This window comes from Mesorhizobium sp. M0904 (assembly GCF_040319475.1).
Lineage (GTDB): Bacteria > Pseudomonadota > Alphaproteobacteria > Rhizobiales > Rhizobiaceae > Mesorhizobium.
Genome location: NZ_JAMYOC010000012.1, coordinates 1 through 24,731, shown reverse-complemented (window position 1 = coordinate 24,731; position 24,731 = coordinate 1). Strand labels below are relative to the sequence as shown.

Annotated in this window: 27 protein-coding genes, 1 tRNA gene and 1 pseudogene; 16 read left to right on the top strand and 13 right to left on the bottom strand. The window is 63.7% G+C overall.

Going from position 1 to position 24,731, the window contains the following annotated elements:
- Nucleotides 1-148 precede the first annotated feature (148 nt).
- Together NKH80_RS14315 and NKH80_RS14310 are read right to left on the bottom strand one after the other, a co-directional pair.
- Nucleotides 149-667, bottom strand: a complete 519-nt coding sequence (locus tag NKH80_RS14315; RefSeq protein WP_352992094.1) for a disulfide bond formation protein B — start codon at nt 665-667, stop codon at nt 149-151.
- Between the two features lie 19 nt (nt 668-686).
- Complete coding sequence (locus NKH80_RS14310; protein ID WP_023721063.1) at nt 687-1,274, bottom strand: YqaA family protein; 588 nt, start codon at nt 1,272-1,274, stop codon at nt 687-689.
- Between the two features lie 274 nt (nt 1,275-1,548).
- On the opposite strand from NKH80_RS14310, the gene NKH80_RS14305 reads away from it, so the two are divergent.
- Nucleotides 1,549-1,633 (top strand) — tRNA-Leu (locus NKH80_RS14305).
- 379 nt (nt 1,634-2,012) lie between these two features.
- Here the strand turns inward: NKH80_RS14305 and NKH80_RS14300 are convergent.
- Complete coding sequence (locus NKH80_RS14300) at nt 2,013-2,444, bottom strand: winged helix-turn-helix transcriptional regulator (protein ID WP_352456668.1); 432 nt, start codon at nt 2,442-2,444, stop codon at nt 2,013-2,015.
- A 150-nt stretch (nt 2,445-2,594) separates the two neighbouring features.
- On the opposite strand from NKH80_RS14300, the gene NKH80_RS14295 reads away from it, so the two are divergent.
- Together NKH80_RS14295 and NKH80_RS14290 are read left to right on the top strand one after the other, a co-directional pair.
- Nucleotides 2,595-3,413, top strand: a complete 819-nt coding sequence (locus NKH80_RS14295) for an antibiotic biosynthesis monooxygenase (RefSeq protein WP_352505127.1) — start codon at nt 2,595-2,597, stop codon at nt 3,411-3,413.
- 148 nt (nt 3,414-3,561) lie between these two features.
- On the top strand, nt 3,562-4,299 hold the full coding sequence (locus NKH80_RS14290) for an SDR family NAD(P)-dependent oxidoreductase (protein WP_352456666.1): 738 nt from the start codon (nt 3,562-3,564) through the stop codon (nt 4,297-4,299).
- Between the two features lie 87 nt (nt 4,300-4,386).
- Here NKH80_RS14290 and NKH80_RS14285 read toward each other — a convergent pair whose 3' ends face one another.
- The 5 genes from NKH80_RS14285 to NKH80_RS14265 all read right to left on the bottom strand — a co-directional run bounded on the left by NKH80_RS14285 (nt 4,387) and on the right by NKH80_RS14265 (nt 9,309).
- Nucleotides 4,387-4,593 carry a sugar phosphorylase gene (locus NKH80_RS14285; RefSeq protein WP_352646633.1) on the bottom strand — a complete coding sequence of 69 codons (207 nt, stop codon included), beginning with the start codon at nt 4,591-4,593 and terminating at the stop codon, nt 4,387-4,389.
- Nucleotides 4,594-4,775: 182 nt separating this feature from the next.
- A complete protein-coding gene (locus tag NKH80_RS14280; protein WP_352992091.1) occupies nt 4,776-5,252 on the bottom strand; it encodes a hypothetical protein in 477 nt (158 codons plus the stop codon).
- A 211-nt stretch (nt 5,253-5,463) separates the two neighbouring features.
- Nucleotides 5,464-6,072 carry a hypothetical protein gene (locus NKH80_RS14275; protein WP_352992089.1) on the bottom strand — a complete coding sequence of 203 codons (609 nt, stop codon included), beginning with the start codon at nt 6,070-6,072 and terminating at the stop codon, nt 5,464-5,466.
- 556 nt (nt 6,073-6,628) lie between these two features.
- Nucleotides 6,629-7,909 (bottom strand): GNAT family N-acetyltransferase, encoded by a 1,281-nt coding sequence (locus NKH80_RS14270; protein ID WP_352992087.1) that lies wholly within the window; start codon nt 7,907-7,909, stop codon nt 6,629-6,631.
- A complete protein-coding gene (locus NKH80_RS14265) occupies nt 7,909-9,309 on the bottom strand; it encodes a lipopolysaccharide biosynthesis protein (RefSeq protein ID WP_352992085.1) in 1,401 nt (466 codons plus the stop codon). The genes NKH80_RS14270 and NKH80_RS14265 overlap by 1 nt, the downstream gene beginning before the upstream one ends.
- 275 nt (nt 9,310-9,584) lie before the next feature.
- On the opposite strand from NKH80_RS14265, the gene NKH80_RS14260 reads away from it, so the two are divergent.
- The gene (locus NKH80_RS14260) at nt 9,585-9,770 is read left to right on the top strand and encodes a hypothetical protein (RefSeq protein ID WP_254816687.1); all 186 of its coding nucleotides are present in this window, start codon (nt 9,585-9,587) and stop codon (nt 9,768-9,770) included.
- A gap of 342 nt (nt 9,771-10,112) precedes the next feature.
- Here the strand turns inward: NKH80_RS14260 and secA are convergent, their stop codons facing one another.
- Entirely contained in the window at nt 10,113-12,845 is a 2,733-nt protein-coding gene (gene secA / locus NKH80_RS14255; protein WP_352900249.1) for a preprotein translocase subunit SecA, read from the bottom strand.
- A gap of 252 nt (nt 12,846-13,097) precedes the next feature.
- On the opposite strand from secA, the gene NKH80_RS14250 reads away from it, so the two are divergent.
- On the top strand, nt 13,098-14,015 hold the full coding sequence (locus NKH80_RS14250) for a peptidylprolyl isomerase (protein ID WP_352992081.1): 918 nt from the start codon (nt 13,098-13,100) through the stop codon (nt 14,013-14,015).
- Between the two features lie 43 nt (nt 14,016-14,058).
- Here NKH80_RS14250 and NKH80_RS14245 read toward each other — a convergent pair whose 3' ends face one another.
- Nucleotides 14,059-14,715, bottom strand: a complete 657-nt coding sequence (locus NKH80_RS14245; RefSeq protein WP_352992199.1) for a TetR/AcrR family transcriptional regulator — start codon at nt 14,713-14,715, stop codon at nt 14,059-14,061.
- Nucleotides 14,716-14,825: 110 nt separating this feature from the next.
- Here NKH80_RS14245 and NKH80_RS14240 point away from each other — a divergent pair, with 110 nt between their 5' ends.
- Nucleotides 14,826-15,062, top strand: a complete 237-nt coding sequence (locus tag NKH80_RS14240) for a putative antibiotic biosynthesis monooxygenase (RefSeq protein ID WP_352505137.1) — start codon at nt 14,826-14,828, stop codon at nt 15,060-15,062.
- A gap of 3 nt (nt 15,063-15,065) precedes the next feature.
- On the opposite strand, the gene NKH80_RS14235 is transcribed toward NKH80_RS14240, so the two are convergent.
- Nucleotides 15,066-16,292: a caspase family protein gene (locus tag NKH80_RS14235; RefSeq protein ID WP_352992079.1), complete on the bottom strand. Its 1,227-nt coding sequence runs from the start codon at nt 16,290-16,292 to the stop codon at nt 15,066-15,068.
- Between the two features lie 180 nt (nt 16,293-16,472).
- Here NKH80_RS14235 and argJ point away from each other — a divergent pair, with 180 nt between their 5' ends.
- The 5 genes from argJ to NKH80_RS14210 all read left to right on the top strand — a co-directional run bounded on the left by argJ (nt 16,473) and on the right by NKH80_RS14210 (nt 19,650).
- Nucleotides 16,473-17,714 carry a bifunctional glutamate N-acetyltransferase/amino-acid acetyltransferase ArgJ gene (gene argJ, locus NKH80_RS14230; RefSeq protein ID WP_352737896.1) on the top strand — a complete coding sequence of 414 codons (1,242 nt, stop codon included), beginning with the start codon at nt 16,473-16,475 and terminating at the stop codon, nt 17,712-17,714.
- Nucleotides 17,714-18,493: a GNAT family N-acetyltransferase gene (locus tag NKH80_RS14225; protein ID WP_352737895.1), complete on the top strand. Its 780-nt coding sequence runs from the start codon at nt 17,714-17,716 to the stop codon at nt 18,491-18,493. Before argJ ends, NKH80_RS14225 begins: the two co-directional genes overlap by 1 nt.
- Complete coding sequence (locus NKH80_RS14220; protein WP_352491816.1) at nt 18,490-18,912, top strand: (deoxy)nucleoside triphosphate pyrophosphohydrolase; 423 nt, start codon at nt 18,490-18,492, stop codon at nt 18,910-18,912. Before NKH80_RS14225 ends, NKH80_RS14220 begins: the two co-directional genes overlap by 4 nt.
- A gap of 126 nt (nt 18,913-19,038) precedes the next feature.
- Nucleotides 19,039-19,344: a hypothetical protein gene (locus NKH80_RS14215; RefSeq protein WP_352505141.1), complete on the top strand. Its 306-nt coding sequence runs from the start codon at nt 19,039-19,041 to the stop codon at nt 19,342-19,344.
- A 126-nt stretch (nt 19,345-19,470) separates the two neighbouring features.
- Entirely contained in the window at nt 19,471-19,650 is a 180-nt protein-coding gene (locus NKH80_RS14210) for a Flp family type IVb pilin (protein WP_352476309.1), read from the top strand.
- Between the two features lie 48 nt (nt 19,651-19,698).
- Here NKH80_RS14210 and NKH80_RS14205 read toward each other — a convergent pair whose 3' ends face one another.
- The gene (locus NKH80_RS14205) at nt 19,699-20,571 is read right to left on the bottom strand and encodes a methyltransferase domain-containing protein (protein ID WP_352737894.1); all 873 of its coding nucleotides are present in this window, start codon (nt 20,569-20,571) and stop codon (nt 19,699-19,701) included.
- A 54-nt stretch (nt 20,572-20,625) separates the two neighbouring features.
- Between NKH80_RS14205 and NKH80_RS14200 the strand changes: the two genes are divergently transcribed.
- The 4 genes from NKH80_RS14200 to NKH80_RS14185 are packed head-to-tail and all read left to right on the top strand — an operon-like array spanning nt 20,626 to nt 23,050.
- Nucleotides 20,626-21,426 carry a ComF family protein gene (locus tag NKH80_RS14200; RefSeq protein ID WP_254816698.1) on the top strand — a complete coding sequence of 267 codons (801 nt, stop codon included), beginning with the start codon at nt 20,626-20,628 and terminating at the stop codon, nt 21,424-21,426.
- 37 nt (nt 21,427-21,463) lie between these two features.
- The gene (grxC, locus tag NKH80_RS14195) at nt 21,464-21,733 is read left to right on the top strand and encodes a glutaredoxin 3 (RefSeq protein ID WP_254816699.1); all 270 of its coding nucleotides are present in this window, start codon (nt 21,464-21,466) and stop codon (nt 21,731-21,733) included.
- Nucleotides 21,734-21,743: 10 nt separating this feature from the next.
- The gene (locus tag NKH80_RS14190) at nt 21,744-22,628 is read left to right on the top strand and encodes a carbon-nitrogen hydrolase family protein (protein ID WP_352649345.1); all 885 of its coding nucleotides are present in this window, start codon (nt 21,744-21,746) and stop codon (nt 22,626-22,628) included.
- Nucleotides 22,625-23,050 (top strand): DUF1178 family protein, encoded by a 426-nt coding sequence (locus NKH80_RS14185; protein WP_352704427.1) that lies wholly within the window; start codon nt 22,625-22,627, stop codon nt 23,048-23,050. Before NKH80_RS14190 ends, NKH80_RS14185 begins: the two co-directional genes overlap by 4 nt.
- Before the next feature lie 107 nt (nt 23,051-23,157).
- On the opposite strand, the gene NKH80_RS14180 is transcribed toward NKH80_RS14185, so the two are convergent.
- On the bottom strand, nt 23,158-23,958 hold the full coding sequence (locus tag NKH80_RS14180; protein WP_352992076.1) for an SDR family NAD(P)-dependent oxidoreductase: 801 nt from the start codon (nt 23,956-23,958) through the stop codon (nt 23,158-23,160).
- A gap of 180 nt (nt 23,959-24,138) precedes the next feature.
- Between NKH80_RS14180 and NKH80_RS14175 the strand changes: the two are divergent.
- Nucleotides 24,139-24,731, top strand: a pseudogene (locus tag NKH80_RS14175) (hypothetical protein); the annotation flags it as partial.

The window sequence follows — 24,731 nt, the reverse complement described above, 5'->3', positions numbered from 1 at the left end:
CATTCATGAGCGGTCGTGGCGTGGTAGTTAAGGCTACGGCCGGCGTAGGCCGGTGCTCACGTAGCTTAGCATGCTCCGCTCCGGTTCTCGAAGCTACGTCATGCACTCCGGCCTGACGAATTTCTGAACGAATTCTGCGTTCTGCCACTCAGTCGCGGGCAAAGGCGCCGCGGAACGCGACGGCGGCGAGGACAAAGCTGGCGATGGCATTCCAGCCCGCCAGCGACAGGCCGAGGATGCGGACCGCCGCCTTGTCGCAGGAAGGCGGGACGAATTTGTCGAGCGCGTCGAGCACGCCCTTGCCGCCGGTGTCCACCGGCCCGGCGGCTGCGGTGCAATCGGTCGGGCCCGGCCACCACCCCCATTCGACGCCGGAGTGATAAACGCCGAGATAGACGCCGTAGAGCATCAGCAGGCCGCCAATGGCCAGCAGGCCACGGCTTACCCAGGCTGGTGCCCGAAGCGCCGACGCAAGCACCGCCAGCAGCATCAAGGGCACGCCGACGTAGTAAGGCGTGCGCTGCTCGAGGCAGAGCTTGCAGGGGATGTAGCCGCCAACATACTGGAAGGCCAGCGCCGAGCCGACGGTCGCGGCCATGGCGACGGCGAGAAACAGGGCGGTGCGCAGCCGCTGGCGTCCGGTATCGGCATTCACGGTCGCTGTCATCGGGCTCAGTCCGTTCGGTTCAGACGGCGTATTTGACGACGATATAGAGCAAAATCAGGGCAGCGGCGCCGGCGCCCGCAATCTGGCCAAGGCGCTTTTCGATGAAGTGGCGGATCGGCTCGCCATAGCGGCGCAACAGCCACGCGAGAAACAGGAAGCGAGCACCGCGCGCCACGATTGCCAGCACGATGAACAGCAGCAAAGGAACACCGATGACGCCCGACAGGATCGTCACTACCTTGATCGGCGGCAGATGGGCGAGGCCGGAGGTGACCAGCATCAGGATGATGAAGCCGACACCCGATGAGACGCGCATCGCTTCGAACTCGTCATATTTGCCATAAAATTCGAGGATCGGCCGCGCCACCGCATCATAGGCATAATGGCCGATGAACCAGCCGGCGATGCCGCCCAGCACCGAGGCGACGGTGGCGACCAGCGCGTAACGATAGGCGCGATCCGGCCGCGACAGCGCCATCGGCAGATAGAGGACGTCGGCCGGCACCAGGAACACCGAACTCTCGACGAAGGCGATGAAGGCCAGCCACCATTCGGCGGATTTGCTCGCCGCCAGCGACAAGGTCCAGTCGTAAAGTCCGCGAAGCATCGGCACTCCTAATGCACGCCCAAACCAGAAGCGGTCTTGGGATCACGACATGTACAAACAAGACTTGGAAGCGCCCCGCATCAACCTCGTCGGACAAGGTGCGCTTCAATGACATGCGCCGCCTGTCTAGAAAGATTTTCCGCGCTGCACAATGGCAGCTGCTTCACGAAATCGAAAGGCTGAGGCTTGAGCGAGCCGAGATGTCGGGATTTGGCCAGTTGACGAACAGGCCTCCAACCGTATAGTCCGCGCCCATCCAGGCCGCCCGGCCTGAGCCCCTATGGCGGAATTGGTAGACGCGCTCGACTCAAAATCGAGTTCCGCAAGGAGTGCTGGTTCGATCCCGGCTAGGGGCACCATTTCCTAAAATTCCCACGCCACTTCCTGTTAAGTCCAATGGCGTGGGTGGGATCGTCCAGCGGCGCGCCCGACCGTGGCCGAATGATTGCACCTTGCCTGCTGCCGCGAGCTGCTCGAGCTTCCGCTGAACGGTGCGCGGACCAGCCCCAAGCGCAATCTGGCGTTCCTCACCGCACGCGATCAGGCGTGCCGCGGTCCCGCAAAAAGACGCTGCCGCAAAGTCGATCGCTGCCCGACGGACATGTTTCCTCCCGCGAACTACCCACCAGACCCGGCCCACGGATGCAACCTCGGGAGGTGAGATACGCGGTAACATTATGGCACGATGCGAAACAGCTTCGTCTTGGATCGTGCTGCGGGCCGGAGCCGCCGCCGTGCCTAGCGCAGGGCCGCCACGACGTCGGCGAAGTCGGCCCGCTTGCCATTGCCGGCGCGACGCAATTGCACCTCGACCGGCTTGCCGTCGGATTGGTCGCAGTAGACGATGGGTCCGGGCCGCACCCATTTGTCGCCCCACTCGGTCAGCGCGATAATGACCGTTTTGAATTCCAGCCCCTTCCGGGTCAGGACGTAGTCGGCCTGCTCGCCGGCGGCACCCGGGCGACGGTCCATCAGGCCGGCCTCGACGAAATCCTCGAGGCGCTTGGCCAGGATGTTGGTGGCGATCCCCAGGCTCTTCTGGAATTGCGAAAAGCGCGTACAGCCGCCGAATATCGCGTCGCGCAGGATCAACAGGCTCCAGCGCTCGCCGACCAGCTCCAGGGCGCGTGAGGCCGAGCAGTTTTGTTTTTCATAGAGACGACCAAGCATGGTGTGAACATACCGTATTGACTTGCATCATGCAAGTATGCATTGTGCTTGCATGATGCAAGCGACAGAGGCCGAGAGAGCGTCGCTCCACTTCATCGCCCGAGATTTCGGGTGTCCATCAACCAATCAGATCCAGACAGGAGATATGTTATGAAAAAGGAAGAAGATTACACGACGTCATTCGTCGTTAAGCAAAACCCCGAAGAGGTTTTTGCCGCGGTTGTCAATCCGCGAGCCTGGTGGTCGGAAGATATAGATGGCGATACCAACAAACTCGGTGCGATATTCTATTATCATTTCAAGGATATCCACCGCGGCACATTCAAGGTCACGGAGCTTGTGCCTGGCAAGAAGGTCGTCTGGCGCGTCGTCCAGAACTACTTCAACTTCGTCAAGGATGCGACCGAGTGGACCGGCACGAACGTGGTCTTCGAGATCGCGCCGACCGAAAAGGGGACCGAACTGCGTTTCACCCATGTCGGGCTGAAGCCGAGTGAAGAATGCTACGATGTCTGCCATGACTCCTGGCGCTTCTATGTCGCGAGTCTTCGCGACCTGATTTCGACGGGCAAGGGGCAACCCAACAAGGGCGAAGAGAACGCCAACCCAACGGTTGTGCCGCAAAACGAGGACCTCGGCGCCGCCGAGCGCAAGGCGGCAGGCGATGGCGCCGGGATGATCGTCATGACGACGGCAGCGGCGAAGCCCGGCATCGAAAGCAAGGTGCGGAATGCCCTGCGGGACGTGGCGGGGGCGGCCCGCAAGCAAAGCGGGTGCATCGACTATAGCGTCTTTCGCTCGGAGGCAGAGCCCCATGTTACCATCTGCGTCGAGCGCTGGGCATCGAAGCAGGAGCGCGACGCTTTTCTACGCTCGGCGGACGCGAAGAATTTCGTTTCGGCCATAACCGGCGCCTTCCTGGAGCGGCCTTCGCCGATCTCCTACACGACGTTGGAAGTCGGGTCCTAGTTGCAAGGTTCGCCTGGTCACGGCGCCGGCTGCCCTGGAGCAATGCAACGGGGGAGACGGCGTCCAAGCGTGGGAACAGAAAACCATAGCCTACTTGCATGATGCAAGAACGATGGCTTGCATTTATGCAAGAGGAGGAGAGATCGTCGTGCCGAAATCGATGGAAGTCACAAACAAAGCCGTTCTCGTGACCGGGGCCAACCGCGGCCTCGGCAAGGCGCTGGTCGAGGAAATATTGAGGCGGGGTGCCAAGCGCGTCTATGCCGGCGCGCGCAAACCGCTCGCCCACGCGGATCGGCGCGTCACGCCGCTGATCCTGGACGTGACCGATGCGGTGCAGATTGGGGCGGCTGTCGAGCGGATCGGGTCTCTCGATATCCTCATCAACAACGCCGGCATCGGGCTCTACGACGATCTTGGCGATCGTGCTGCGCTCGAGCGACACCTCGCCGTCAACCTGCTCGGCGTGCATGGCGTAACCCACGCATTCCTGCCGCTGCTCACGCATTCGCGCGGCGCCGTGGTCAACATCCTGTCGGAAGCGGCTCTCGTTCCGTTCCCGATTATTCCGTCTTACTCACTATCGAAGGCCGCCGCGTTTTCCATGACGCAATCGCTGCGTGCTCTCGCCGGCGCTCGTGGCGTGAGCGTTCATGCAGTCCTGTCCGGTCCCATAGACACCGACATGAGCAGAGACGCCGATATACCGAAGAGCTCCGCGGAGAGCGTCGCGAAAGGCATCCTGGACGGCATGGCGCGAGGGGAAGAGGAAATCTTCCCTGATCCAAAATCGGCATCCATGGCCGAGAGCTGGCGCGGCAGCGCGTTCAAAGCGCTCGAACGCCAAATGGCGGCTTTTGTCCAAGCCATGCCCACCAAGCCATAGGCGACTGGCCATCGATGCGCTGCCAGCATTTGCAGCGCCCCACAGTGGAGCGGAACATCATGCTGTTGAACGCAACTTCCCCGGTTTTCACCAGCGGATCACGATGACTTTCTCGGTCCCGTTGGCGAGTTCGACAGCTTCGGTGCCATCCGGTTTGCGGCTTTGGATTCTGGCGCTCTCGACAGCTTCAACGCCAACAACGTTGACGGCAAAGGCTTCATCGATTTCGGCGGCACAGACCAAGGTGTCCGGCGGCAGGTCCTTTACTTGATCCAACAACTCGCGAAGCTTCATGGTCGAATCTCCTTGGCGATAGCAGGAATGAGCAGCACGCTTTCGCCGCACATTCGGAACCATGTCCCTTGAGAAAGGTTCCCGATGAGGTGGAGATGCCGCAGAATGGGACGAGCGCGGCGATCCGCCCGTCGCGATGACGTGAACGGGCCGTGCGAAGCATCTGTCTCAAATCCCTGTCCCTAATGCTGCCGGCGCAATTCCTTGTTGATCATGCCGCCCATCGCTAGACCGACCGCCATCACCGCAAAAGTCGCCGCGATAGATCGCTTCGGCAGCACCGTCTCCCAACCTGGCGTCAACCGCTTCGGCACGAAGCCATAATCTGTCGCCGCGGCAATGGCCGCTGCCGCCAACGCATCGCGAAATATCAGAAGCGACGGACGCGGCGGCCTCGAGGCGAGCCATAGTTCGAAAAGGAATGCCCAGAAGATGGAGGAAGCGTGATGCGTGCCATAGCCGACGAGCGTGTGCGCCACGTCACCGCGCCGCACCGACGCGGCTTGCTCGCCATAGAGCCAGTGGCTGGTCGCATTCGTGGGCTGCAGAGCGCCTTTGCCTTTCCGCCTGGCAAGCAGGGCCAGCGCAGCTGTCGTGGCGAAGCTGACGATCGTACCCGAAACGGCTGCGGACAATCCTGTCTGGATCAGACTTTTCACTTGGTCCTCCGTCGTTTCACGGTCGGCTCCTTGGAACGCCTTTTGTCAACCCGCGGCAGGGTCGAGTCGTGATTGCCAAACGGCGAAACGAGTCCGAAGTTCCGGGAACGGACTTTTGGTTGGACGTTATCCCAGGAGCGTCCTCCGGGATAACGCCTTTGAAGTCCGGCTGCCTTACCTAGCAAGCTATGGATCGCAGCCTGAGCCGTTATTACATCGGCCCCGGCACCATCTTGGTCGGCTGCTCAGGCATCGGAAACGGATAGTTGTCGCATTTCACGTCCGGGTTCGTCGGGCTGAACATTCCGAGCGGGTTGTCCTTGAACAGCCAGGCGTGAAGGTCGTAGTGGTGGAACTCCTTCGGGATGAGCGGATAATGCCCCTCCATCGGCCCCTGGAATGTCTGGCCGAAGAGCTTCGGCGGCTCCTTTGTGTCCGGCGTCAAGGGCACGAGCCATTCCGCGCCGACCAGGCGCAATTCGCCGCCGACCGGCTCATAGATCAGGACATTGGGGCGCGTCGGATCCGCGGTCGGGCCGACAGTCGTGACATTGACGAAATGGATGCCCATTGCGCCTTTCGGGTAGTCCATCGCCCCTTCCACCTTTTCGCCGCTGTAGAAGACGCATCCAACCGTCGACAGATAAAGTTCGCGAACGGCAACCTTGTAGTCTTCATATCTGGACAGCGATTTGCGCAGGGCATCTATCTCGGCCTTGTCGGGTTCGGCGGCCCGAGGCGCGGCGGCGCTCAGACACGCGCCAACGAGACCTGCCAAGGCGAGGATACCGAGACGCCTGAGGTTGGATGTTTTCGTCATGAATTCCTCCCAGATTTTCTTCTGGCCGTGCAAGATCGAGGCGGCAATGATGCTGGACGCGCGGCCGAAATTGATCGCCTCATCCCTGTTGGGACTGCGTTGATGCTAGTCCCTTCCGGTGATTGGGAGAATTAACCCTGACGACCTAGGTCGTCGGCACAGAGGATTTGGTTCTGCGACTGAGTCTGAAAGGGACTGTCGACGGTTGCTGCCGACCGGCTTCCTTCGTCATCCCGGGGTCTGCGCCGGAGCGAAGCGACGTCGCGTAGACTCTGGGTTCGAGCTCTTTCGCGGGAACGGCGTGGTAGCGTTCGGTTCTCGTCCGCCGGAGCACTGCCGCCAGGTAACGGCATGGATCCCAGGGTCTGCGCCGCGTCGCTTCGCTCCTTGCTCCGCCCTGGGATGACGAAGGGAGGGATGTCTCGGCTAATCTCGAAGGTTTGCGATTTGCCGCTGACAGGAATTCTTGACGTTAATTATCGACGTTCGCTGCTGATTGGCCCGACCTGTCAAAATCACCGTGTCGAGGAACTAGGCCCCAGCAGGACCCCCAAGTCTACCGCCGCCGCAGCAAGCTCTTCATCCGGTTGCGCAGCAGGCGGGCCATGTTGCGGGTCTCGCGGTAGAGGTGAAGCTGCGATGCCGCCTGGCGGGCAGGGCGGTCGGCATCCGGCGTCAGCCCGATCACCAGCGTGCCCATCGGCCTGCGCTCCGTCCACAGCCGGCTCATCACCGGATGGTCGGGCACGGCGCAGGAATCGGTCATCATGATGTTGGGGTCGTCGAGATGCTGCCTGGTCACCTCGATCATCAGCAGCGTGCCTGGCGAATAGGCAGCGAGCGTCTCGTCATAGGCGGTCTTCCAGGTGTAGCCGACGCCGGCCTCGACGAAGACGACCAGGCAGGCGATGGTGCGGCCGTCGAGCGTCAGCGAATGGATACGGCAAAGATCCTGCTCGGCCAGCCGGTGCACCGCCTCGCGGGCGAAGGCGGCGCGGTAGCGGTCGATGGCCATGGCGGTGCGCTCGCGGCCTTTCCAGCCAGCGGCCTCCAATGTCAGGAAATTCTCGATGGCATGGCGGATCTCGTCCGGCCCGCGCGCCACCACATGCTCCAGCCGGCCGAGGTCGGCGAGGCGGCGCTTCAGGCGGCGGAACTCGCGATAATGGTGGGCGCGCAGTGAAGCTTTCAGATATTCCTCGCCGTCGAGCGCGCTGTCGAGCACCGGGCGCTCGGCCTTGCCGGTGGTGACCAGCGTCAGGCCGCGCGTTTCGGCGACGCTGGCGAGCAGGCTGGCCACCGGGCCGTCCAGCCTTATGTCGGGCAGCACGAAGACCTTCGGCAGCTTGAGATGCGGCCGCGACAGCATCGAGAAGAAATCCTCGATGACGCCGATCGGATCGTCGCGGTCGACCAGCGGCGTGCCGATCGGGCCGAACGGGCTCGACCAGGTGCGCATGACGGGAATCCCGAGCGGCACCGCCGGTCGCTCGACCGAGAACGGCACCAGCAGGCGCAGCCGGTTGCGGTACTGGTCGCCGTCGCGGATGACGGCCAGCCGCACCTCACGGTCCTCCAGCCTGGGCATGGCCGGCGCCAGGAAGCGCGGGTTGAAGAAGACGTTGGGCTCGATTGTGCGGGTGCAGAGATAGTCGAGCTCCTCGACCAGGTCGAAGCCGGCGGAGGCTGGATAGATGGCAAGCTTGCGCTCGGGCCGGTTGTTGGCGAGGATCTCGATATGGGCGGGATCGGCCTCGCGGGCAAGCCCGGCAAGACCGGACACCATGGCACCGGCCGGGCCGCCGCTGGTTTCCTCGAGCAGGGGGACGGCAGCCATCAGGCGGCTCCTTTGGCGGATACGAAAATGACCATGACGATGCCGAGCTTGCGCCAGACCGTGAAGGACAGCGCGCCGGCCTCGAAGATCATGGCGAAGACGGTGGCCATCGCCGCGCCCCACAGACCGAAGAGCGGGATCAGCACGACGCTCAGCGCGATGTTGAAGGCCAGCGTCATGGCATAGACAGCGGCGCAGATGTTCTGGTTGCCGCTCATGGTGAGCAGGCTTTCGCAAGGGCCGACGGCGGCCCGCGCCACGACGCCGAACACCAGCAGGAACAGCAGCGGATAGCCGGCGGAAAATTCGGGGCCGAACAAGGTCAGCATTGGCTCGCCCAGTGCCAGCACCAGCAGCGCCATCGCCAGCGACGGCCAGAAGGTCCACGACACCGTCTCGCGGGCAAAGGCGGCGAGCTTTTGCGGCTCGCCATGGGTGAACTGGGCATAGCGCTGGGCGACGCCGGCCTTGACCGCGAAATAGACGAAATGCACCAGCGCCAGCGTCTTGACCGTGGCGAAATAGACGGCGACGTCGTTGGGATCGAGGTAGGCGCCGACCATCAGCACGTCGGCATTGGTGAGCAGGAAGAAAAAGCTCTCGACCAGGAAGATCGGAAGCGAGACGATGAACCATTGGCCGAAATGCAATTTCATCGGCCCGGCCGGGATCCTTCTGTCCATGCGCGACGTCACGCCGATGAGCTGACCGAGCGTGGTGGCATAGGTGGCGGCGATCGCGGCGAAGATCGCCGTCCTGGCGTCGGCCGCGTAGCCCACCAGCAGCATCAGCGCCATGAAGGCCAGGATCAGCACCGGCCGCACCAGAAAGGTCGGCGACAGCGCAAACAGCGCCCAGGAATTGGCCCGCGCCAGCCCTTGCAGAAGGTCCGACATGGCGATCATCGGCAGGCAGATGATGCCGAGGATGAACGGCACGACGTAATAGTCTTCGATAAAGGCCGACAGCAGCCAGACGGCGAACGCGCCGAGGCCGGCGATCGCAGTCGAGGCAACCAGCACGAACAGCCGGCTGGCCCGCACGATGCCGCGCAATTCGGCCATCATGCCGCGAGCGCGATATTCGGGGATGAAGCGGATGACCGAGGTGTGGAAGCCGAGGCAGGCGAGATTGCCGACGATGACCATGGTCACCCAGACGAGGACGAAAATGCCGTACTCGAACGAGCCCATCCAGCGCGCCATCAGGACCTGGCTGACGAAGGCGATGACGGCGCTGACGATGCGGACCGAAAAGGCGATCAGCGACATGCGGCCGGCCTCGCCGCGCTCGCCGGCGGTGAACAGCACGGCATCGATCAGGCCGAGCAGCGGCCTTATGCGCAGCGCAAGGCGCTGCGGCAGGAACCGCCCGGCTGTCGTTGCCGCGGAAAAGCGCACCCCGATTACACTCCGTTTTCCGCCAATTTACAGGGGCTTGGTGTAGCGGAGACACATTAAGAAACGGTTGGGTGGGCTTTCCTTCGCCCTGTCTCTATACGGGGAGAAGCTGCCGGCAGGCGGATGAGGGGCGGCGCTGGCTGCTTCATATTCATCATTCGCGCAACCCTTCAACCTGCTCGGGAGTGTCTCAGTTTGAAATCCGCGGAAACGCCTATCCCGTTTGCCCTATATGCGAAACGCCTATATGCTGAGCGGAACGCACGGCAGCAACAATGGTCTACACTGTCATCTGGTATGGAAGGCAGGGCATCGTCGACAAGTTGATCTTCGACGACGAGAAGACCGCGAAAGATCATGCAACCTCCATGTTTCAAACCCGAAAGGGTGACGATGGAATCGTGTCCGTTGAAGTTCGTAAGGACAACGGCGCTGTCGTCTTTAGCCATGCCGAGAACTAGGAAATGCCAACCGGACCTAAAGGCCAGAAGCGTCCTGCCGACGTGATCGGCAATGCCGCCCGCGTCATGCGTATTGCTACAGGCGAGGACTCCGATGACGTGGTTGACGACGGTAAAGACCTGCCGCGAAAGCGCTGGGCGCGAAAGGCGGCACGAAGCGGGCCGAGAATATGACGCCAGAGCGTCGCCCTAAGATCGCCAAAAAGGCTGAGCGCCCCCCTCTGGCCTGCCGGCCATCTCCCCCTCAGGTGGGGAGATTGGCTAATTGCCAACGCCTCCGCCGCCCCTCATTCGCCCTTCGGACACCTTCTCCCCGTGAACGGGGCGAAGGAACGCAGTGCCTTACGCAAACGCCCCATGACAATGCTTGTACTTCTTGCCCGACCCGCACGGGCAGGCTTCGTTGCGGCCGATCTTGCCCCAGGTGGCCGGGTTCTTCGGGTCGCGGTTTTCGGGGGCGACGATGGCGTTGGTCTCCTGGCGGACCAGGACGGCCGTCTCGCCGCCTTCGAAATCGTCCTCGCCGGTCGAGCCGTCGATATGGCTGCCGAACATGTCGGGCGCCTCTGGCGGTGGCGCTTCCGCCGCCTGGCGGACCAGCTCGACGCGCATCAGCTGCGCCGTGACGGCCTGGCGCAGATTGCCCAGCATCGCCTGGAACAGCTCGAACGCCTCGCTCTTGTACTCCTGCAGCGGATCGCGCTGGGCGTAGCCGCGGAAGCCGACGACCGAGCGCAGATGGTCGAGATTGACGATGTGCTCGCGCCACAGATGGTCGAGCGTCTGCAGCACCACGGAGCGCTCGACATAGGTCATCACGTCGGGGCCGAAGCGCTCGGCGCGCTCCTTGGCGGCAGCATCGGCGGCCTGGCTGATGCGCTCGCGGATGTCGTCCTCGGCAATGCCTTCTTCCTTGACCCAGTCTTCTACCGGCAGGTCGAGGTTGAGGAATTCGGCGATCTCGGCCTTGAGCCCGGCGACGTTCCACTGCTCGGCATAGGCGTTTTCGGGAATGTTCTTGGCAACGATCTCCTCGATGACGCCTTCGCGCATCTCGGTGATCGTCTCGGACAGGCCTTCGCCGTCCATCAATTCGAGGCGCTGCTCGAACACCACCTTGCGTTGGTCGTTGGAGACGTCGTCATATTTCAACAGGTTCTTGCGGATGTCGAAGTTGCGCGCCTCGACCTTCTTTTGCGCCTTTTCCAGCGCCTTGTTGATCCAGGGATGGATGATCGCCTCGTCTTCCTTGAGGCCGAGCTTCTGCAGCATGCCGTCCATGCGCTCGGAACCGAAGATGCGCATCAGATCGTCCTGCAGCGACAGAAAGAACTTTGATCGCCCGGGATCGCCCTGACGGCCTGAGCGGCCGCGCAACTGGTTGTCGATGCGGCGCGATTCATGGCGTTCGGTGGCCAGCACGTAGAGGCCGCCGGCGGCAAGCGCCTTTTCCTTCAGCCGGGCGATGTCGTCGCGGATTTGCTTTTCCCGGGCCTCGCGCTCGGGGCCGGCCGGCATGTCGCCAAGCTCCTCGGCGATGCGCATGTCGGCATTGCCGCCGAGCTGGATGTCGGTGCCGCGGCCGGCCATGTTGGTGGCGATGGTGATGGCGCCGGGTTTGCCGGCCTGAGCGACGATCGCCGCCTCGCGCTCGTGGTGGCGGGCGTTCAGCACCTCGAAATCCTTGAAACCTTCCTTGCGAAGGCGCTCGGCCAGTTGCTCGGATTTCTCGATCGAGGTGGTGCCGACCAGCGTCGGCTGACCCTTGGCGCGGGCCTCCTTGATCTCCTTGACGATCGCCTTGTATTTCTCCTCGACCGTTCGGTAGACCTCGTCGTCTTCGTCAATGCGGATGACCGGCAGGTTGGTCGGGATCTCGGTGACGTCGAGATTGTAGATGTTGGCGAATTCTTCGGCCTCAGTCAGCGCCGTGCCGGTCATGCCGGCGAGCTTCTTGTAGAGGCGGAAATAGTTCTGGAAGGTGACCGAGGCGAGCGTCTGGTTCTCCGGCTGGATCGCCACATGCTCCTTGGCTTCGAGCGCCTGGTGCAGGCCTTCCGAATAGCGGCGGCCGGGCATCATGCGGCCGGTGAACTCGTCGATGATGACGATCTCGCCGTTGCGGACAATGTAGTCCTTGTCCTTCTGGAACAGCCGGTGCGCCTTCAGCGCGTTATTGACGTGGTGGACGATGGCGACGTTCTCGACATCATAGAGCGACTCGCCCTTGAGCAGACCGGCATCGCGCAGCATGTTCTCCAGCTTCTCGGTGCCTTCCTCGGTGAAGATCGAGGTCTTCTGCTTCTCGTCGATCTCGTAGTCCTGCGGCTGCAGCTGGACGATGAAGGTATCGATGGTGTTGTACATTTCCGAACGGTCCTCGAGCGGACCGGAAATGATCAGCGGCGTGCGGGCTTCGTCGACCAGGATGGAATCGACCTCGTCGACAATGGCGTAGCTATGGCCGCGCTGCACCATCTGGGCGCGCTCGTACTTCATGTTGTCGCGCAGATAGTCGAAGCCGAGCTCGTTGTTTGTGGCGTAGGTGACGTCGGCGGCGTAGGCGACGCGGCGCTCCTCGTCGGACAGGCCATGGACGATGACGCCGACCTTAAGGCCGAGGAATTTGTAAACGCGGCCCATCCATTCGGAGTCGCGCGTGGCCAGATAATCGTTGACGGTGACGACATGGACGCCATTGCCGGCGAGCGCGTTGAGGTAGACCGGCAGCGTCGCCACCAGCGTCTTGCCTTCACCGGTCCGCATCTCGGCAATACCGCCATTGTGCAGCACCATGCCGCCGATCAGCTGCACGTCGAACGGCCGCATGCCGAGCACGCGGCGGGCGGCCTCGCGCACGGTCGCGAAGGCCGGCACCAGAAGGTCGTCGAGGCTGGCGCCGTTGGCGATGTCCTGGCGGAATTTGTCGGTGCGGGCCTGAAGCTCGGCGTCGGAGAGCGCCCGCATCTCGTTTTCCATGGCATTGATCGCCTCGACGCGGGGCCGGGTCGATTTGACCCGACGATCGTTGGAGGAGCCGAAAACCTTACGGGCGAGACCGCCGAGACTGACCATCCAATGGCCCTTTCGATAGCATTCCAAGTCGTTGCGACGGGCGCCGGCTGGCCCCATCAAATCCACGTGAACGCGGACAAACGCAAAAAGCGCCCGGAAAACGGTTCTGGACGCAAAGTCGTTGGACAGATAAGAGGGGGCTCATTCGATGTCAACGCCGCGCTCGCCCTGTCGACCGCGCCAAATTCCGCCACAATCCTGCTGGTCTGGAAGCCATTCCGCTCTAGCTACCCCGCTTTGGAGATAATCGTAATGTCTGTATTGTTCCGCCGTGCGTCGCTCGCCAGCCTTGGTCTGGCATTCGGCCTGTCGGCCCTCTCGCTGTCGCCGCTGATGGCACAGGAAGCCGCCCCTGCCCAGCCGGCAGCACCCGCCCCGGCGGCCAAGCCGGTCGATCCGAACGCCGTGGTCGCCACCATCAACGGCCAGACGCTGACCGAGGCAGACCTTGGGCTTGCCGAGGGCGAGCTGTCGCAGCAGTTCGCGCAGCTTCCGCCCGAGCAGCGCCGCGCCGCGGCACTGTCGGCGGCGATCGAAATCCGCGTCATGGCGGCTCAGGCGGTGACCACCGGCCTCGACAAGGATCCCGACTTCCAGCGCCGCATGGCCTTCCTGCAGCAGCGCGCGCTGCATGGCGAAATGGTCGAGAAGGGCGTCATCGACAAGGTTACCGATGCAGAGGTCCGCGCCCGCTACGACCAGGAAATCGCCAACACGCCGCCCGCCAACGAGGTGCACGCCCGTCACATCCTCGTGAAGACGAAGGAAGAGGCCGACGCCATCATCAAGCAGCTCGACGGCGGCGCCGACTTCCAGAAACTCGCCAACGAGCACACCAGCGATCCGAGCGGCAAGACCAGCGGCGGCGATCTCGGCTGGTTCGGACCTGGCCAGATGGTGCCGGAGTTCGACAAGGCGGCGTTTGCGCTGGCGGTCGGCAAATACACCGAGCAGCCGGTGCAGTCGCAGTTCGGCTGGCATGTCATCAAGGTTGAGGACAAACGCACCAAGCAGCCGCCGGCGTTCGACCAGGTCAAGGACCAGGCGCGCCAGGCGGTCATCCGCGACAAGTATTTCGCGCTGGTCAAGTCGCTGCGTGCCAACGCCAAGGTCGACATCCCGGATGCGAACCTGAAGAAGACGGTCGACGCGTTGGAAAGCGCCAAATAAGCCAGGTTGGGCTACGACAGGGCGCGCTGCCGCCCTGTCGCTTCTATTTGGTAGGGCGAGCGAGGATGCGTCGACGCCGCCGCCGGACCGCCGTGGCGTCGCCGGCATACTCAGCGACGATGCCCTTCAAGATATAGCCGACCGCCCTGCGTAAGATCGCCTCGTCCTCGTCCAGGCGGTCTGTCAGAAGGTGCGCCCAGGCAAACGACGCGACCAGGTCGGCGACGACAGTGGCATGGACATCGGCTGCCACCTCTCCCCTTGCCTTGGCGCGTTCGACCATCTGGCCGGTGTGGATGCGACGCCCTCTCGCGTATTCGGCAAGGGCGGCGGCGGCTTTTTCGTCCGACTGCGCCTCGGCGATCAGCGATCTGAACACGCTGCCCGACGATGTGTCGCGCCAGTGCGCGAACAAGCTCTTCAGGAAGCCGACGAGATCCTCCGCAAGGTTCCCGGTATCGGGATTGTCGACGCGCTTTTGCCGCTGGTAAACGTCGAGCAGCAAGGCGGCCTTGCTTGGCCACCAGCGATAGATCGTCGGTTTTCCGGCACGCGCGCGGCGCGCCACCGCCTCGATCGAGAAGCCGGAATAGCCGGCCTCGACCAGCACCGCCTCGGCGGCATCGAGAATGGCATCGGCGCTTTCGGGGCTGCGCCGTGCGCCGGCCGACTTGCGCCCGGGATCGGTGATTTCGCCCATTTCTTTGTCCTTGCCCGCGATTTCAGCAGCCATCATATACAACTCTTGACGAAACGAAACGATCCGTTTCACACGTAACGGAACGTTCCGTTACGATAAGGGAGACAGCAATGACTTCGACCGTCGCCACATGTTTTTCGCGCCTGCGCTTCGCCCTGCTGGTGCTGCTCGGCGTCTATCCGCTGATCACTGCCATTCTGTACGTGGTTTTTCCGCTGACGCAGGAATGGCAGATCTGGCAGCGTACACTGGTCATCGCGCCGCTGATGGTCTCGATCATGATTTGGGGACTGATTCCGGGCGTGCAGCGGATGTTTCGTGGCTTCCTCAACCCGACCGTCCGGTGACGGTCATTCCAGCGCTTGCGACGTTTCCGACGCAACGCGCCATTCGCCGTCGGCCAGCACGAGTTCCAGCATCACCCGCGCCTTGCCGGTCAGGCGCTGCGCCGATTTGTCTTTCGGCACATAGTCGTAGCTCATGGCGAAAACCACGTCGGCACGATCCTTACCGTGCGGCGTCACCTCGAGGCTGCCGGGCTCGAGACCGAACGACCACGACGCCCATTGCGCGAACCAGTCGGTCTTGACCTTGACGATGGCCTCGCTGTCGTAACGCGTGCCGTAGATGGTGGCCGACGAACCGTAAAGCCGCTTGACGGTTTCGCGCATTCTCCTGGCATCAGGCGCCAGATAGTTTTCGCGCAAGAATTTTTCGATGGCACCCTCGTCGCCGACGGAGCGTTCGAGCGCAGCCACCTGCGACGCGGGAGCCGGGCTGACGGCCGGTTTCGGTTGCTGGGCAGTGTCTCCGCCCGGAACGAATTCGAAACGCTCGAGCAGCGACCCCTGCTCCCAGGGACGCTGCGACTCGCGCGTTGCGGAAACGACGTCGAGGCGCACCGCGATCATCATGTCGTTGATGCTTTGTCCGGGCTCGGCCATGTGCCGCAAAAGCGCCGCGGCGAAGGGCGAGTTGCGCCCCGTCCCGTCTATTGCCACAGCGCCGGGCGCCGTCGAGAAGGCGATGAAGGAGCCGCGTGTCGACTCGAACTGGGCAAGGCCGGCGAGAGCCGTCGCCGAGCGCGTCGTGGCGCCGCGGCTGAGACTTCGGGCAAACGGGTTGTTGCGGCAGGCATCGAGGAAGACCAGGCTGACCTTGGTCTGCTGCTCCATGATGTCGAGAACCTCGTCGATCGGCACCGCCTCGAGTTGCAGCTTGACCGGCATGTCCAACCGGGCGTCGACCGGCACGATGAAGTTGCGCCCGTCGACCTGCAGGCCGTGGCCGGCATAGTAGAACAGCCCGGCACCGGCACCTTGCAGCGCATCTGAGAATTCGCCGATCTTGCGCTCGAGCTCGCGCTTGCCGAGATCGTTGCCTTCGATCACCTCGAAACCGATGGTGCGCAGCTTGTCGGCGATGTCGAGCGCATCGTTGACCGGATTGGCCAGCGTGCCGGCTTCGGCGTAGCTGCCGTTGCCGACCACAAGCGCTACGCGCCGCGCCGTCTGCGCATCGGCGCGCAGCAGCAGAAAGCCCAGAAACGCCAGTGCCAAGACCACAAGCCTGCCCATGGGGCAGGATCATAGCGCTATCGATCGCAGCGATACCAACAAATTTGCAACAGCCTGCTTGCGGCATGAGGCGGTGTCAGGCTTCCGGTACCCATAACGGCTGTGAAAACGCCTTGCGCCGGCGCGTGCTATCGGGCAAACCGGCGTTCCTTTCTCGATTTTTCCCGCCCGGGGTCTTCCATGTCCGCACAGGTTTCGCCGCTCGCGCCGAAGAAATATCCCAAGATGCCGGTGATCGAGGGCGTGCGCATCGCCACCGCCGAGGCCGGCATAAAATACAAGAACCGCACCGACTTGCTGGCCATGGTGTTCGACGCCGGCACCACCGTCGGCGGCGTGTTCACCAGGTCGAAATGCCCGTCGGCGCCGGTCGATTTCTGCCGGCAGAACCTCGTGGCTGGCAAGGCACGCGTGCTGGTGGTCAATTCCGGCAATGCCAATGCCTTTACCGGCCAGAAGGGCCGCGCCTCGACGGCACTCACGGGCGAGGTGGCGGCGAAGGCGGCCGGCTGCACAGCGGGCGAGGTGTTCCTAGCCTCGACCGGCGTGATCGGCGAACCGCTCGACGCCGGAAAGTTCAGCCATCTGCTGGCCGGCCTAGTCAAGGACGGCAAGCCGGAATTGTGGACCGAAGCCGCCAAGGCGATCATGACCACCGACACCTATCCCAAACTGGCGACCGTGACGGTCCAGCTCGGCGATGCCGACGTCACCATCAACGGTATCGCAAAGGGTGCCGGCATGATCGCGCCCGATATGGCGACGATGCTTTCCTTCGTCGCCACCGACGCGCCGATCGCAGCACCCGTGCTGCAGGATCTCTTGTCGCGCGGCACGGCCAAGACCTTCAACGCGGTTACCGTCGACAGTGACACCTCGACCAGCGACACGCTGCTGATGTTCGCCACGGGTGCTGCCGCCAGGCGCGGCGCGCCGGCAATTTCCGACCCCAAGGATGCGCGCCTCGGCGCCTTCCGCCGTGCCCTCGGCAAGGTGCTGAAATCGCTGGCACTGCAGGTGGTGCGCGACGGCGAGGGCGCCCGCAAGCAGGTCGAGGTCACCGTCACCGGGGCCAAATCGGCCCGCTCGGCCAAGCGCATCGCGCTGTCGATCGCCAATTCGCCGCTGGTCAAGACGGCGGTCGCCGGCGAGGACGCCAATTGGGGCCGCGTCGTCATGGCCGTCGGCAAGGCCGGCGAGCCGGCCGACCGCGACCTTCTGTCGATCTGGTTCGGCGACAACCGCCTGGCCTATCAGGGCGAGCGCGACGCCGCCTATTCCGAGGAGGCGACTTCGGCGTATATGAAGCGCGACGAGATCCGCATCCGCGCCGATATCGGCATCGGCCGCGGCAAGGCGACGGTGTGGACCTGCGATCTCACCAAGGAATATGTCGCCATAAACGGCGATTATCGGAGCTGATGGCGTTGGCTTCCAGACATCCGGCAAGCGTGTTGGCGATCGTGCGCCGCTACGAGGCGGCCGGCTTCCGCGCCTGGCCGGCGGCCGCCGTCCATTATGACGGCACCTGGGTGGTTCGGCTGACGGCCGGCCACCCGGCCAAGCGGCTGAACTCGGTCAATCCGCTCGATCCGGGCGACATCCAGCACATTGCCGAGCGCATCGGTCGCGCCAGCCGCCGCTTCGACGCTTATGGCAGGCCGCTGACCTTTCGCATCTCACCGCTGTCGGGGCCTGATCTTTCAAAGTACCTCGACGGCGAAGGCTGGAGCACGTTCGCGGAGTCGCTGGTCATGCGGCTGCCGCTCGCCGACGCCGCGCTCGACGACGCCATGGACCAGATTCCGTTGAGGGACATCAGCCGTTTCATCGGCGCGGCGCTCAAGGTGAGCGGTTCTGATGTGTCGCTGCGGCCGGGCCTGTCGGAGATCATCGGCGCCATCCAGCCGGAGGCCGGGCTGTTTGCGCTGGAGGCCGGCAGCGAGCCGCTGGCGACGTTGATCTGCGTGCATGACGGCGACCTTGCCGGCCTGTTCGAGATTGCCACCGACAGGTCGGTGCGCAACCAGGGCCATGGCCGCCACCTCATCCGTTCGGCGTTGAAATGGGCGCGGCTGCGCGGGGCGCGGGAAGCCTGGCTGCAGGTCGAGGCGGACAACGCGCCGGCGCTGGCGCTTTATCGCTCGCTCGGATTCGACGAAGTCTATCGCTATCACTATCGCCGGCCACAAGGCGCATGAGCGGCTTGGATACGGTCGGCAAACGCCTGCTCCTGGTCGCCGCCTGCGCGCTGGTCGATGCCGACGGGCGCGTCCTCTTGGCGCAGCGGCCCGAAGGCAAGCAACTCGCCGGCCTGTGGGAGTTTCCGGGCGGCAAGGTCGAGCCCGGTGAGACGCCGGAACAATGCCTAATCCGCGAATTGTACGAGGAGATCGGCATCGAGACCGATATCCCTTGCCTGGCGCCGCTCACCTTCGCCAGCCATTCCTACGACGATTTTCACCTGCTGATGCCGCTGTTCGTCTGCCGTCGATTCCGCGGCATTGCCCAGCCGAAGGAAGGCCAGGTGCTGAAATGGGTGCGGCCGCGCCAGATGCGCGATTTTCCAATGCCGCCGGCCGACGCCCCGCTGATCCAGTTCCTCATCGATCTGCTCTAACGGCCGGCCTGCCGTAAACCGGCAACTCCTCAACGCGATATCGGCAGCATTAATGAAAGATTTATCTGGTCGTGAAAAATTGACGCAAAGCGGTTACGCCGATTCCACCGCTGGGGAGCGATTTGCATGAGCCTCGACAAGGACTGGGACTCGCCTTGGCCCGACCGCCTTCCTGGCGCGGCCAATGCCGGCATGGGAATATTGCGCATCGCCCTTTTGTTCGGCTCGGCCGCGGTGGCTCTGGCCTTGATCGCGACGCCCTACCTCGACAGCCGGACCCGCTCGCAGTTTGCCCGCGATGGGCTTGATACGATGAGCACCGGCTCGATCGGCCAGCGCGATAGCTATACGCTCCGCAAGAGCGTGCTGCAGCCGCTGCCCAGTTCGGTCTGCGTTATACGGGCCGATGGCAGAAGCAGCGGCGACTGCTGACTCCTCAACAACTATCTAGGATTCGGCTGTTTCCTAGAATGCGGCTGGTTCACCGCGCGTTAAGCCTGTCACGTTAACCTTTCTTAACGGGTCGGCGCTAGGTTCGGGCAAGAGGGATGGGCGCCCATGAAAATCTTGCTGCAACGATTTTTAGAAGACGAGAGGGGTGCGACGGTTATCGAATATGGTCTGATCGTTGCCGTGCTGTCGCTTGCCATTGTCGCTGGTGTCGGCCGGGCTGCCGATGCGATTCAGTGGCTGTTCAGCGACAACAGCAGCAGGCTTGCCAACGCTTTTGCGCAGTGACCCGCTTAGCTTTGATGGGATACGCTTAGCTTTTGCGCAAGGATACGCTCAGGGGCCGCCGGGGTTTTCCAGGATTGTCTTCAGCGATATTTTTGCGGAGCCCGGCTTCAGCGGCTTTTGCTGAGAGGCATCGGGCGCCCAGCCTGACATCCAGACCACCGAGAAACTCGCCCTGACGCGGCCATCGGCATCCGAAAACCGCTCCGCATAGATTTCGGCGGCGCGCGCGAACAGCGCTCGCGTGCCCGGCCGCCTGCTGCGGTCGACAAGCGCGCTGGTCTCACCCATGGCGCGCAGGTCGGCGACCAGGCCAAATAGCGAATCGTAGCGCACCGTGATCGTCTCGACGTCGGCAACCGGCAGTGCCAGGCCGGCGCGCTGCAGCAGCGCGCCGGCGTCGCGGACGTCGGTGAACGGGATCACACGCGGGCTGGCGCCGCCATAGAGCTCGGTCTCGGCGGCAAGCAGGCTTTCGCGCAGCTCGGAAAGCGTACCTGTGCCGGCGAAGGCACCGAGGAAAAGCCCGTCCGGCTTCAGCGCCCGGCGGATCTGCACCAGCATGCCGGGAATGTCGTTCATCGCCTGCAGCGACAGCAGCGAGACTGCGAGGTCGAGGCTTTCCGGTTCGAATGGCACGGTTTCCAACGGCGCTACTACTCCTGGCTGGCCAGCCAGGAAAGCGGCGTCGGCCTCGACGCGCACGTTTTCCGTCACCTTGCCGCTTTCGGCGAGCACCTCTGCTGCTGCCGGCGTCTGGCAAAACAATGAGGCCGCCTTGCCGAACCTGCGTTCGACGGCGCCGAGCCGGTCGGCCAGATCCTCGGCCGCCCGCCGCATGAGGAAATCCGCGCCGGCGATGGGACGGGTCAGTGCCCGGCGCTTGCGCGCCAGCCAGAGCGAGGTGTCGATTACAGGCTGCAATGGGCAGGTCCTTGTGCTTCGCTCTCTGATATAGTGATGCGGAGGACCAACCACGTGGCCGATCCCATGCCAGAGATCAAGCGTATTGCGATCAAGAGCATTGCCCGCAAGGCATTGGGCTGGCCGGCGCGCCTCTTGTTCCCGCCGGTCTGCGCCGGCTGCCGCCGCCATGTCTCGCAGCCCGGCGTGTTGTGCGGCGCCTGCTGGCCGAAACTCAGGCTGCTGGAACGGCCATGGTGCCCGGTGATGGGCACGCCGTTCACCCACAGTATGGGTGAGGGTTTCCTGTCGGCGGAGGCGATAGCCGACCCGCCGCCGTTCGAGCGCGCGCGGGCGGCGGTCGCCTATTCCGGCGTTGCCCGCCAGATGGTGCAAGGGCTGAAATACCAGGACCGCACCGATCTGGCGCCGTGGATGGCGCGCTGGATGCTTCGCGCCGGTGCCGAGCTCATCGCCGAGGCCGACGTGGTCGTGCCGGTGCCGCTGCACTGGCGGCGTTTCTTCCGACGGCAGTTCAACCAGTCCGCGGAACTGGCGCGGGCGGTGGCGCAGCTCGGGGAGCGGCCGTTCGCGCCATCAGCCATCAAGCGCGTCAAACTCACGCGCCAGCAAGTCGGGCTGGAGCGGCGGGAACGCGAGGAAAATGTTCGCGCCGCATTCAAAGTGCCGGATGAGGCGGAGATCGAAATCGCCGGCCGCCGGGTGCTGTTGATCGATGATGTCTACACCACCGGCGCCACCGTCCGCGCGGTCGCTAGGGCATTGACGAAGGGCGGTGCCGGCGCGGTCGACGTACTGACCTTCGCGCGCGTGCTGCCGGGGGACTTTCGGGCCGACGAATCGGCGCCTATATAGCCTATATGACAGCAGAACGAGGCAGGATTGCTGACCGATGGTCGATGTGACGATCTACACGCGGATGATGTGCGGCTATTGCACCGCGGCCAAGCGGCTGCTCGACAGGAAGGGCGTCGCCTATACCGAGCACGACGCCTCCTTCTCGCCGGAATTGCGCCAGGAAATGATTTCCCGGGCCCATGGCCGTTCCACCTTTCCGCAGATATTCATCGGCGACACGCATGTCGGCGGCTCTGACGATCTCCACGAATTGGAGGCGGAAGGACGGCTGGACGGATTGCTCGCCAACGGCTCGACCAGGTAAGGACATGACCATGGGTGCTTTCAAGACGGGGGGTGCTTTCAAGGCTGCGGCGATCCAGATGCGTTCGGGAACCAGTCCGGAGCGCAATGCGGTCGATCTGGAACGGCTGGTCCGCGAGGCGGCAGGTCTTGGCGCGTCCTATGTCCAGACGCCGGAAATGACCGGCGCGCTGATCCGCGACAGCCAAGCGCGGGCCGCTTCCTTCACATCCGAAGACAAGGACATCGTCGTCTCGACGTCGCGGAGGCTGGCCAAGGAGCTCGGCATCTTCCTGCATATCGGCTCGACCGCCATTCTGCGCGCCGACGGCAAGCTTGCCAACCGCGCCCTTCTGTTCGGGCCGGACGGTGCCACGATTGCCACCTACGACAAGATCCACATGTTCGATGTCGATCTCGACAATGGCGAGAGCTGGCGCGAATCCGCCGCCTATGAGCCTGGCACCGAGGCCGTCGTCGCCGAAATCAATGGCGTGAAGCTCGGCTTTGCCGTCTGCTACGATCTACGCTTTCCGCAGCTGTTCCGTGCCGAGGCGCTGGCCGGCGCCAATCTGCTTTCGGTGCCCGCCGCCTTCACCCGCCAGACCGGCGAAGCGCATTGGCATGTGCTGCTCAGGGCGCGCGCCATCGAGAACGGCGCCTATGTGGTTGCCGCCGCGCAAGGCGGCGTGCACGAGGACGGCCGCGAAACCTATGGCCATTCGCTGATCGTCGATCCCTGGGGCCGCATCGTCGCCGAGGCGGCGCATGACGAGCCGGCGGTGATTGTCGCCGAGATCGACCCGGTGCAGTCAGTCGCCGCGCGCAAGAAGATACCGAATCTCAAAAACGCACGCGATTTTGCCGTAAACGCCGGTTCGGCGGAGGCAATGCCGCTCAGGGGTGCCGCCTCTTGATCCGCTTTTCCCTGATCTGCGAACACGAGCACGAATTCGAGGCCTGGTTCCGCAGCAACGACGATTTCGACACACAGAAGAGGCGCGGCTTCGTCGATTGCCCGGCCTGCGGCTCGCACAAGGTCGAGAAGGCGCTGATGGCGCCGGCCGTCTCGACCGGGCGCAGCCAGGAGAAGATTGCGCTCGCCATGGGCGAGGCGCAAAAGCAGGCGCTGGCGCAGCTCAAGGCGCTTGCCGAGAAGGTGCGCGAGAACGCCGATTATGTTGGCGACAAATTTGCCGAGGAAGCGCGCAAGATCCATTTTGGCGAGAGCGATCCGCGCGGCATTTATGGCGAGGCGACGCTGGAGGAGGCCAAGAGCCTCGCCGAGGATGGCGTCGAATTCTTGCCTATTCCAAGTTTCCCCGACGACCGCAACTGATCGGTCAACTTGCTCCGGACATCAGGAGGCATCTCTGCGCGCCGTGAGGGGTCGGGGCGGCGCCGAGGGGCGGCGATGCCGCGACCCCTGCATAAGCGTCCGCAGTTTCAGGCCGAGCAGCAAGGATGGGCCTCGCGGGTAATCGTTTCGCTCTTTCCTTCATGCCCACTGCTCGACGGGCTTGCTTCCCTTGCCGGGCTTGCTTCCGCATAGGCTGCAAACTGGCGTTCAAGCGCCTTGACCGCGCTGCTGCGCCAGCCCTCCGCCACGGATTCCGACATGGGATCGGGGAAGATCTCCTCCTCGCCATTCTCCACGCCGTCCAGGATTGCCCGCGCAACAGACTCCGGAGAGGCCTTCGCTATGTCCAGGCCCCGGGTCATGTCCGTGTCCACGGGGCCAGGAAGGACCCTGTGGACGCTGACACCCTGTCCGGCCAAAAGGGTGCGTAACGACTGCGACAGCGAGAATGAGGCCGCCTTCGAGACCGAATAAGCCGGACTGAACGGCACGGCGGCAATCGAGGCCAGCGACAGAATGTTGACGATGGCTCCCCGCGACCGGGCCAGCAACGGCAGCAGAGCCTGGGTAACGTCATACGATCCGAAGAGGTTTACGGCGAGTTGTTGTTCGAGCACACGACGGTCGCTGAGGTCATCGAAGGGCGATACGCCGGCGTTGTTGATGAGGATATCGAGAGCATCGATCTTCTCGACGGCCTCCCGGATCTGCGCAACGTTGGTCACATCCATGGTCAGGGACGTCACACGCCGGTCCGGGTGGGCCATGGATTGGCGAGTTGCGGCATAGACGCGCTTTACGCCTCTGCTCAGGGCTTCCTCGACCAGTGCCCGACCGATGCCCCGATTGGCGCCAGTCACCAGGATGGCTGTACCTTCGATCTTCACTGCGTCTCTCCTAGTGCTTATCGTTGCGTTCGAGCCCAGTGCACAATCTAGCCGCGACTCAAGGTTGGCGCGCCGCAACTCAGGTTGGCTACAGTCGCCGTTGTCGATACGACTGGTTGGTGAGATGGACTTAGCGCCGAATGTCGAAGCCATGGGAGTGACAAGTGTGACGGGATTCCGATGGACTCGCTGATCACGGCCGCGGCGCATGCGCTTGCGGCGGGCGATCCGCTCGGCGCCTTGAAGCGGGTTGCGCTGCGCGACGATGCGCCGGCACTGGCGTTGCGCGGTATCGCAATGGCGCAGCTTGGCGACCTGGTTCGGGCGAAGGTTCTTCTAAAAAGGGCGGCACACGCATTCAGCCCGAGGGAGGCCGTGGCCCGCGCGAGGTGTATAGTCGCCGAGGCCGAGATCGCGCTCGTCTCGCGGGACCTCGCCTGGCCGGCCAAGACACTCGACGCCGCGCGGGCGACGCTTGAAAGGCATGGCGACCGCGTCAATGCCGCACATGCGCGCAACCTCGAAGTCCGGCGCTTGCTGCTGATCGGCCATCTCGACGAAGCCGAGCGCAGGCTGGACGGCTTCGATCCCTCGCCGCTGCCGCCGGCATCGCGGGCCGCCCACGAGCTGGCTGTCGCCGGCATCGCCATCCGCCGCTTGCGGACCGGTCCTGGGCGCGCCCCCCCCCCCCCCGGCCGGCCGCGGGGGGCCCCGCCCCCCCCCCCCCCCCCCGCGCCCGGCGGGGGGGCCGGCCCGGGGGGGGGGGGTGGTGT

What these genes read in the sequence shown, in the direction of transcription:
- NKH80_RS14315 (WP_352992094.1), bottom strand. Translation starts at nt 667, where the DNA reads ATGACAGCGACCGTGAATGCCGATACCGGACGCCAGCGGCTGCGCACC.
- NKH80_RS14310 (WP_023721063.1), bottom strand. Translation starts at nt 1,274, where the DNA reads ATGCTTCGCGGACTTTACGACTGGACCTTGTCGCTGGCGGCGAGCAAA.
- NKH80_RS14300 (WP_352456668.1), bottom strand. Translation starts at nt 2,444, where the DNA reads ATGCTTGGTCGTCTCTATGAAAAACAAAACTGCTCGGCCTCACGCGCC.
- NKH80_RS14295 (WP_352505127.1), top strand. Translation starts at nt 2,595, where the DNA reads ATGAAAAAGGAAGAAGATTACACGACGTCATTCGTCGTTAAGCAAAAC.
- NKH80_RS14285 (WP_352646633.1), bottom strand. Translation starts at nt 4,593, where the DNA reads ATGAAGCTTCGCGAGTTGTTGGATCAAGTAAAGGACCTGCCGCCGGAC.
- NKH80_RS14275 (WP_352992089.1), bottom strand. Translation starts at nt 6,072, where the DNA reads ATGACGAAAACATCCAACCTCAGGCGTCTCGGTATCCTCGCCTTGGCA.
- NKH80_RS14270 (WP_352992087.1), bottom strand. Translation starts at nt 7,909, where the DNA reads ATGGCTGCCGTCCCCCTGCTCGAGGAAACCAGCGGCGGCCCGGCCGGT.
- NKH80_RS14260 (WP_254816687.1), top strand. Translation starts at nt 9,585, where the DNA reads ATGGTCTACACTGTCATCTGGTATGGAAGGCAGGGCATCGTCGACAAG.
- secA (WP_352900249.1), bottom strand. Translation starts at nt 12,845, where the DNA reads ATGGTCAGTCTCGGCGGTCTCGCCCGTAAGGTTTTCGGCTCCTCCAAC.
- NKH80_RS14250 (WP_352992081.1), top strand. Translation starts at nt 13,098, where the DNA reads ATGTCTGTATTGTTCCGCCGTGCGTCGCTCGCCAGCCTTGGTCTGGCA.
- NKH80_RS14245 (WP_352992199.1), bottom strand. Translation starts at nt 14,715, where the DNA reads ATGGGCGAAATCACCGATCCCGGGCGCAAGTCGGCCGGCGCACGGCGC.
- NKH80_RS14240 (WP_352505137.1), top strand. Translation starts at nt 14,826, where the DNA reads ATGACTTCGACCGTCGCCACATGTTTTTCGCGCCTGCGCTTCGCCCTG.
- NKH80_RS14235 (WP_352992079.1), bottom strand. Translation starts at nt 16,292, where the DNA reads ATGGGCAGGCTTGTGGTCTTGGCACTGGCGTTTCTGGGCTTTCTGCTG.
- argJ (WP_352737896.1), top strand. Translation starts at nt 16,473, where the DNA reads ATGTCCGCACAGGTTTCGCCGCTCGCGCCGAAGAAATATCCCAAGATG.
- NKH80_RS14225 (WP_352737895.1), top strand. Translation starts at nt 17,714, where the DNA reads ATGGCGTTGGCTTCCAGACATCCGGCAAGCGTGTTGGCGATCGTGCGC.
- NKH80_RS14220 (WP_352491816.1), top strand. Translation starts at nt 18,490, where the DNA reads ATGAGCGGCTTGGATACGGTCGGCAAACGCCTGCTCCTGGTCGCCGCC.
- NKH80_RS14215 (WP_352505141.1), top strand. Translation starts at nt 19,039, where the DNA reads ATGAGCCTCGACAAGGACTGGGACTCGCCTTGGCCCGACCGCCTTCCT.
- NKH80_RS14210 (WP_352476309.1), top strand. Translation starts at nt 19,471, where the DNA reads ATGAAAATCTTGCTGCAACGATTTTTAGAAGACGAGAGGGGTGCGACG.
- grxC (WP_254816699.1), top strand. Translation starts at nt 21,464, where the DNA reads ATGGTCGATGTGACGATCTACACGCGGATGATGTGCGGCTATTGCACC.
- NKH80_RS14190 (WP_352649345.1), top strand. Translation starts at nt 21,744, where the DNA reads ATGGGTGCTTTCAAGACGGGGGGTGCTTTCAAGGCTGCGGCGATCCAG.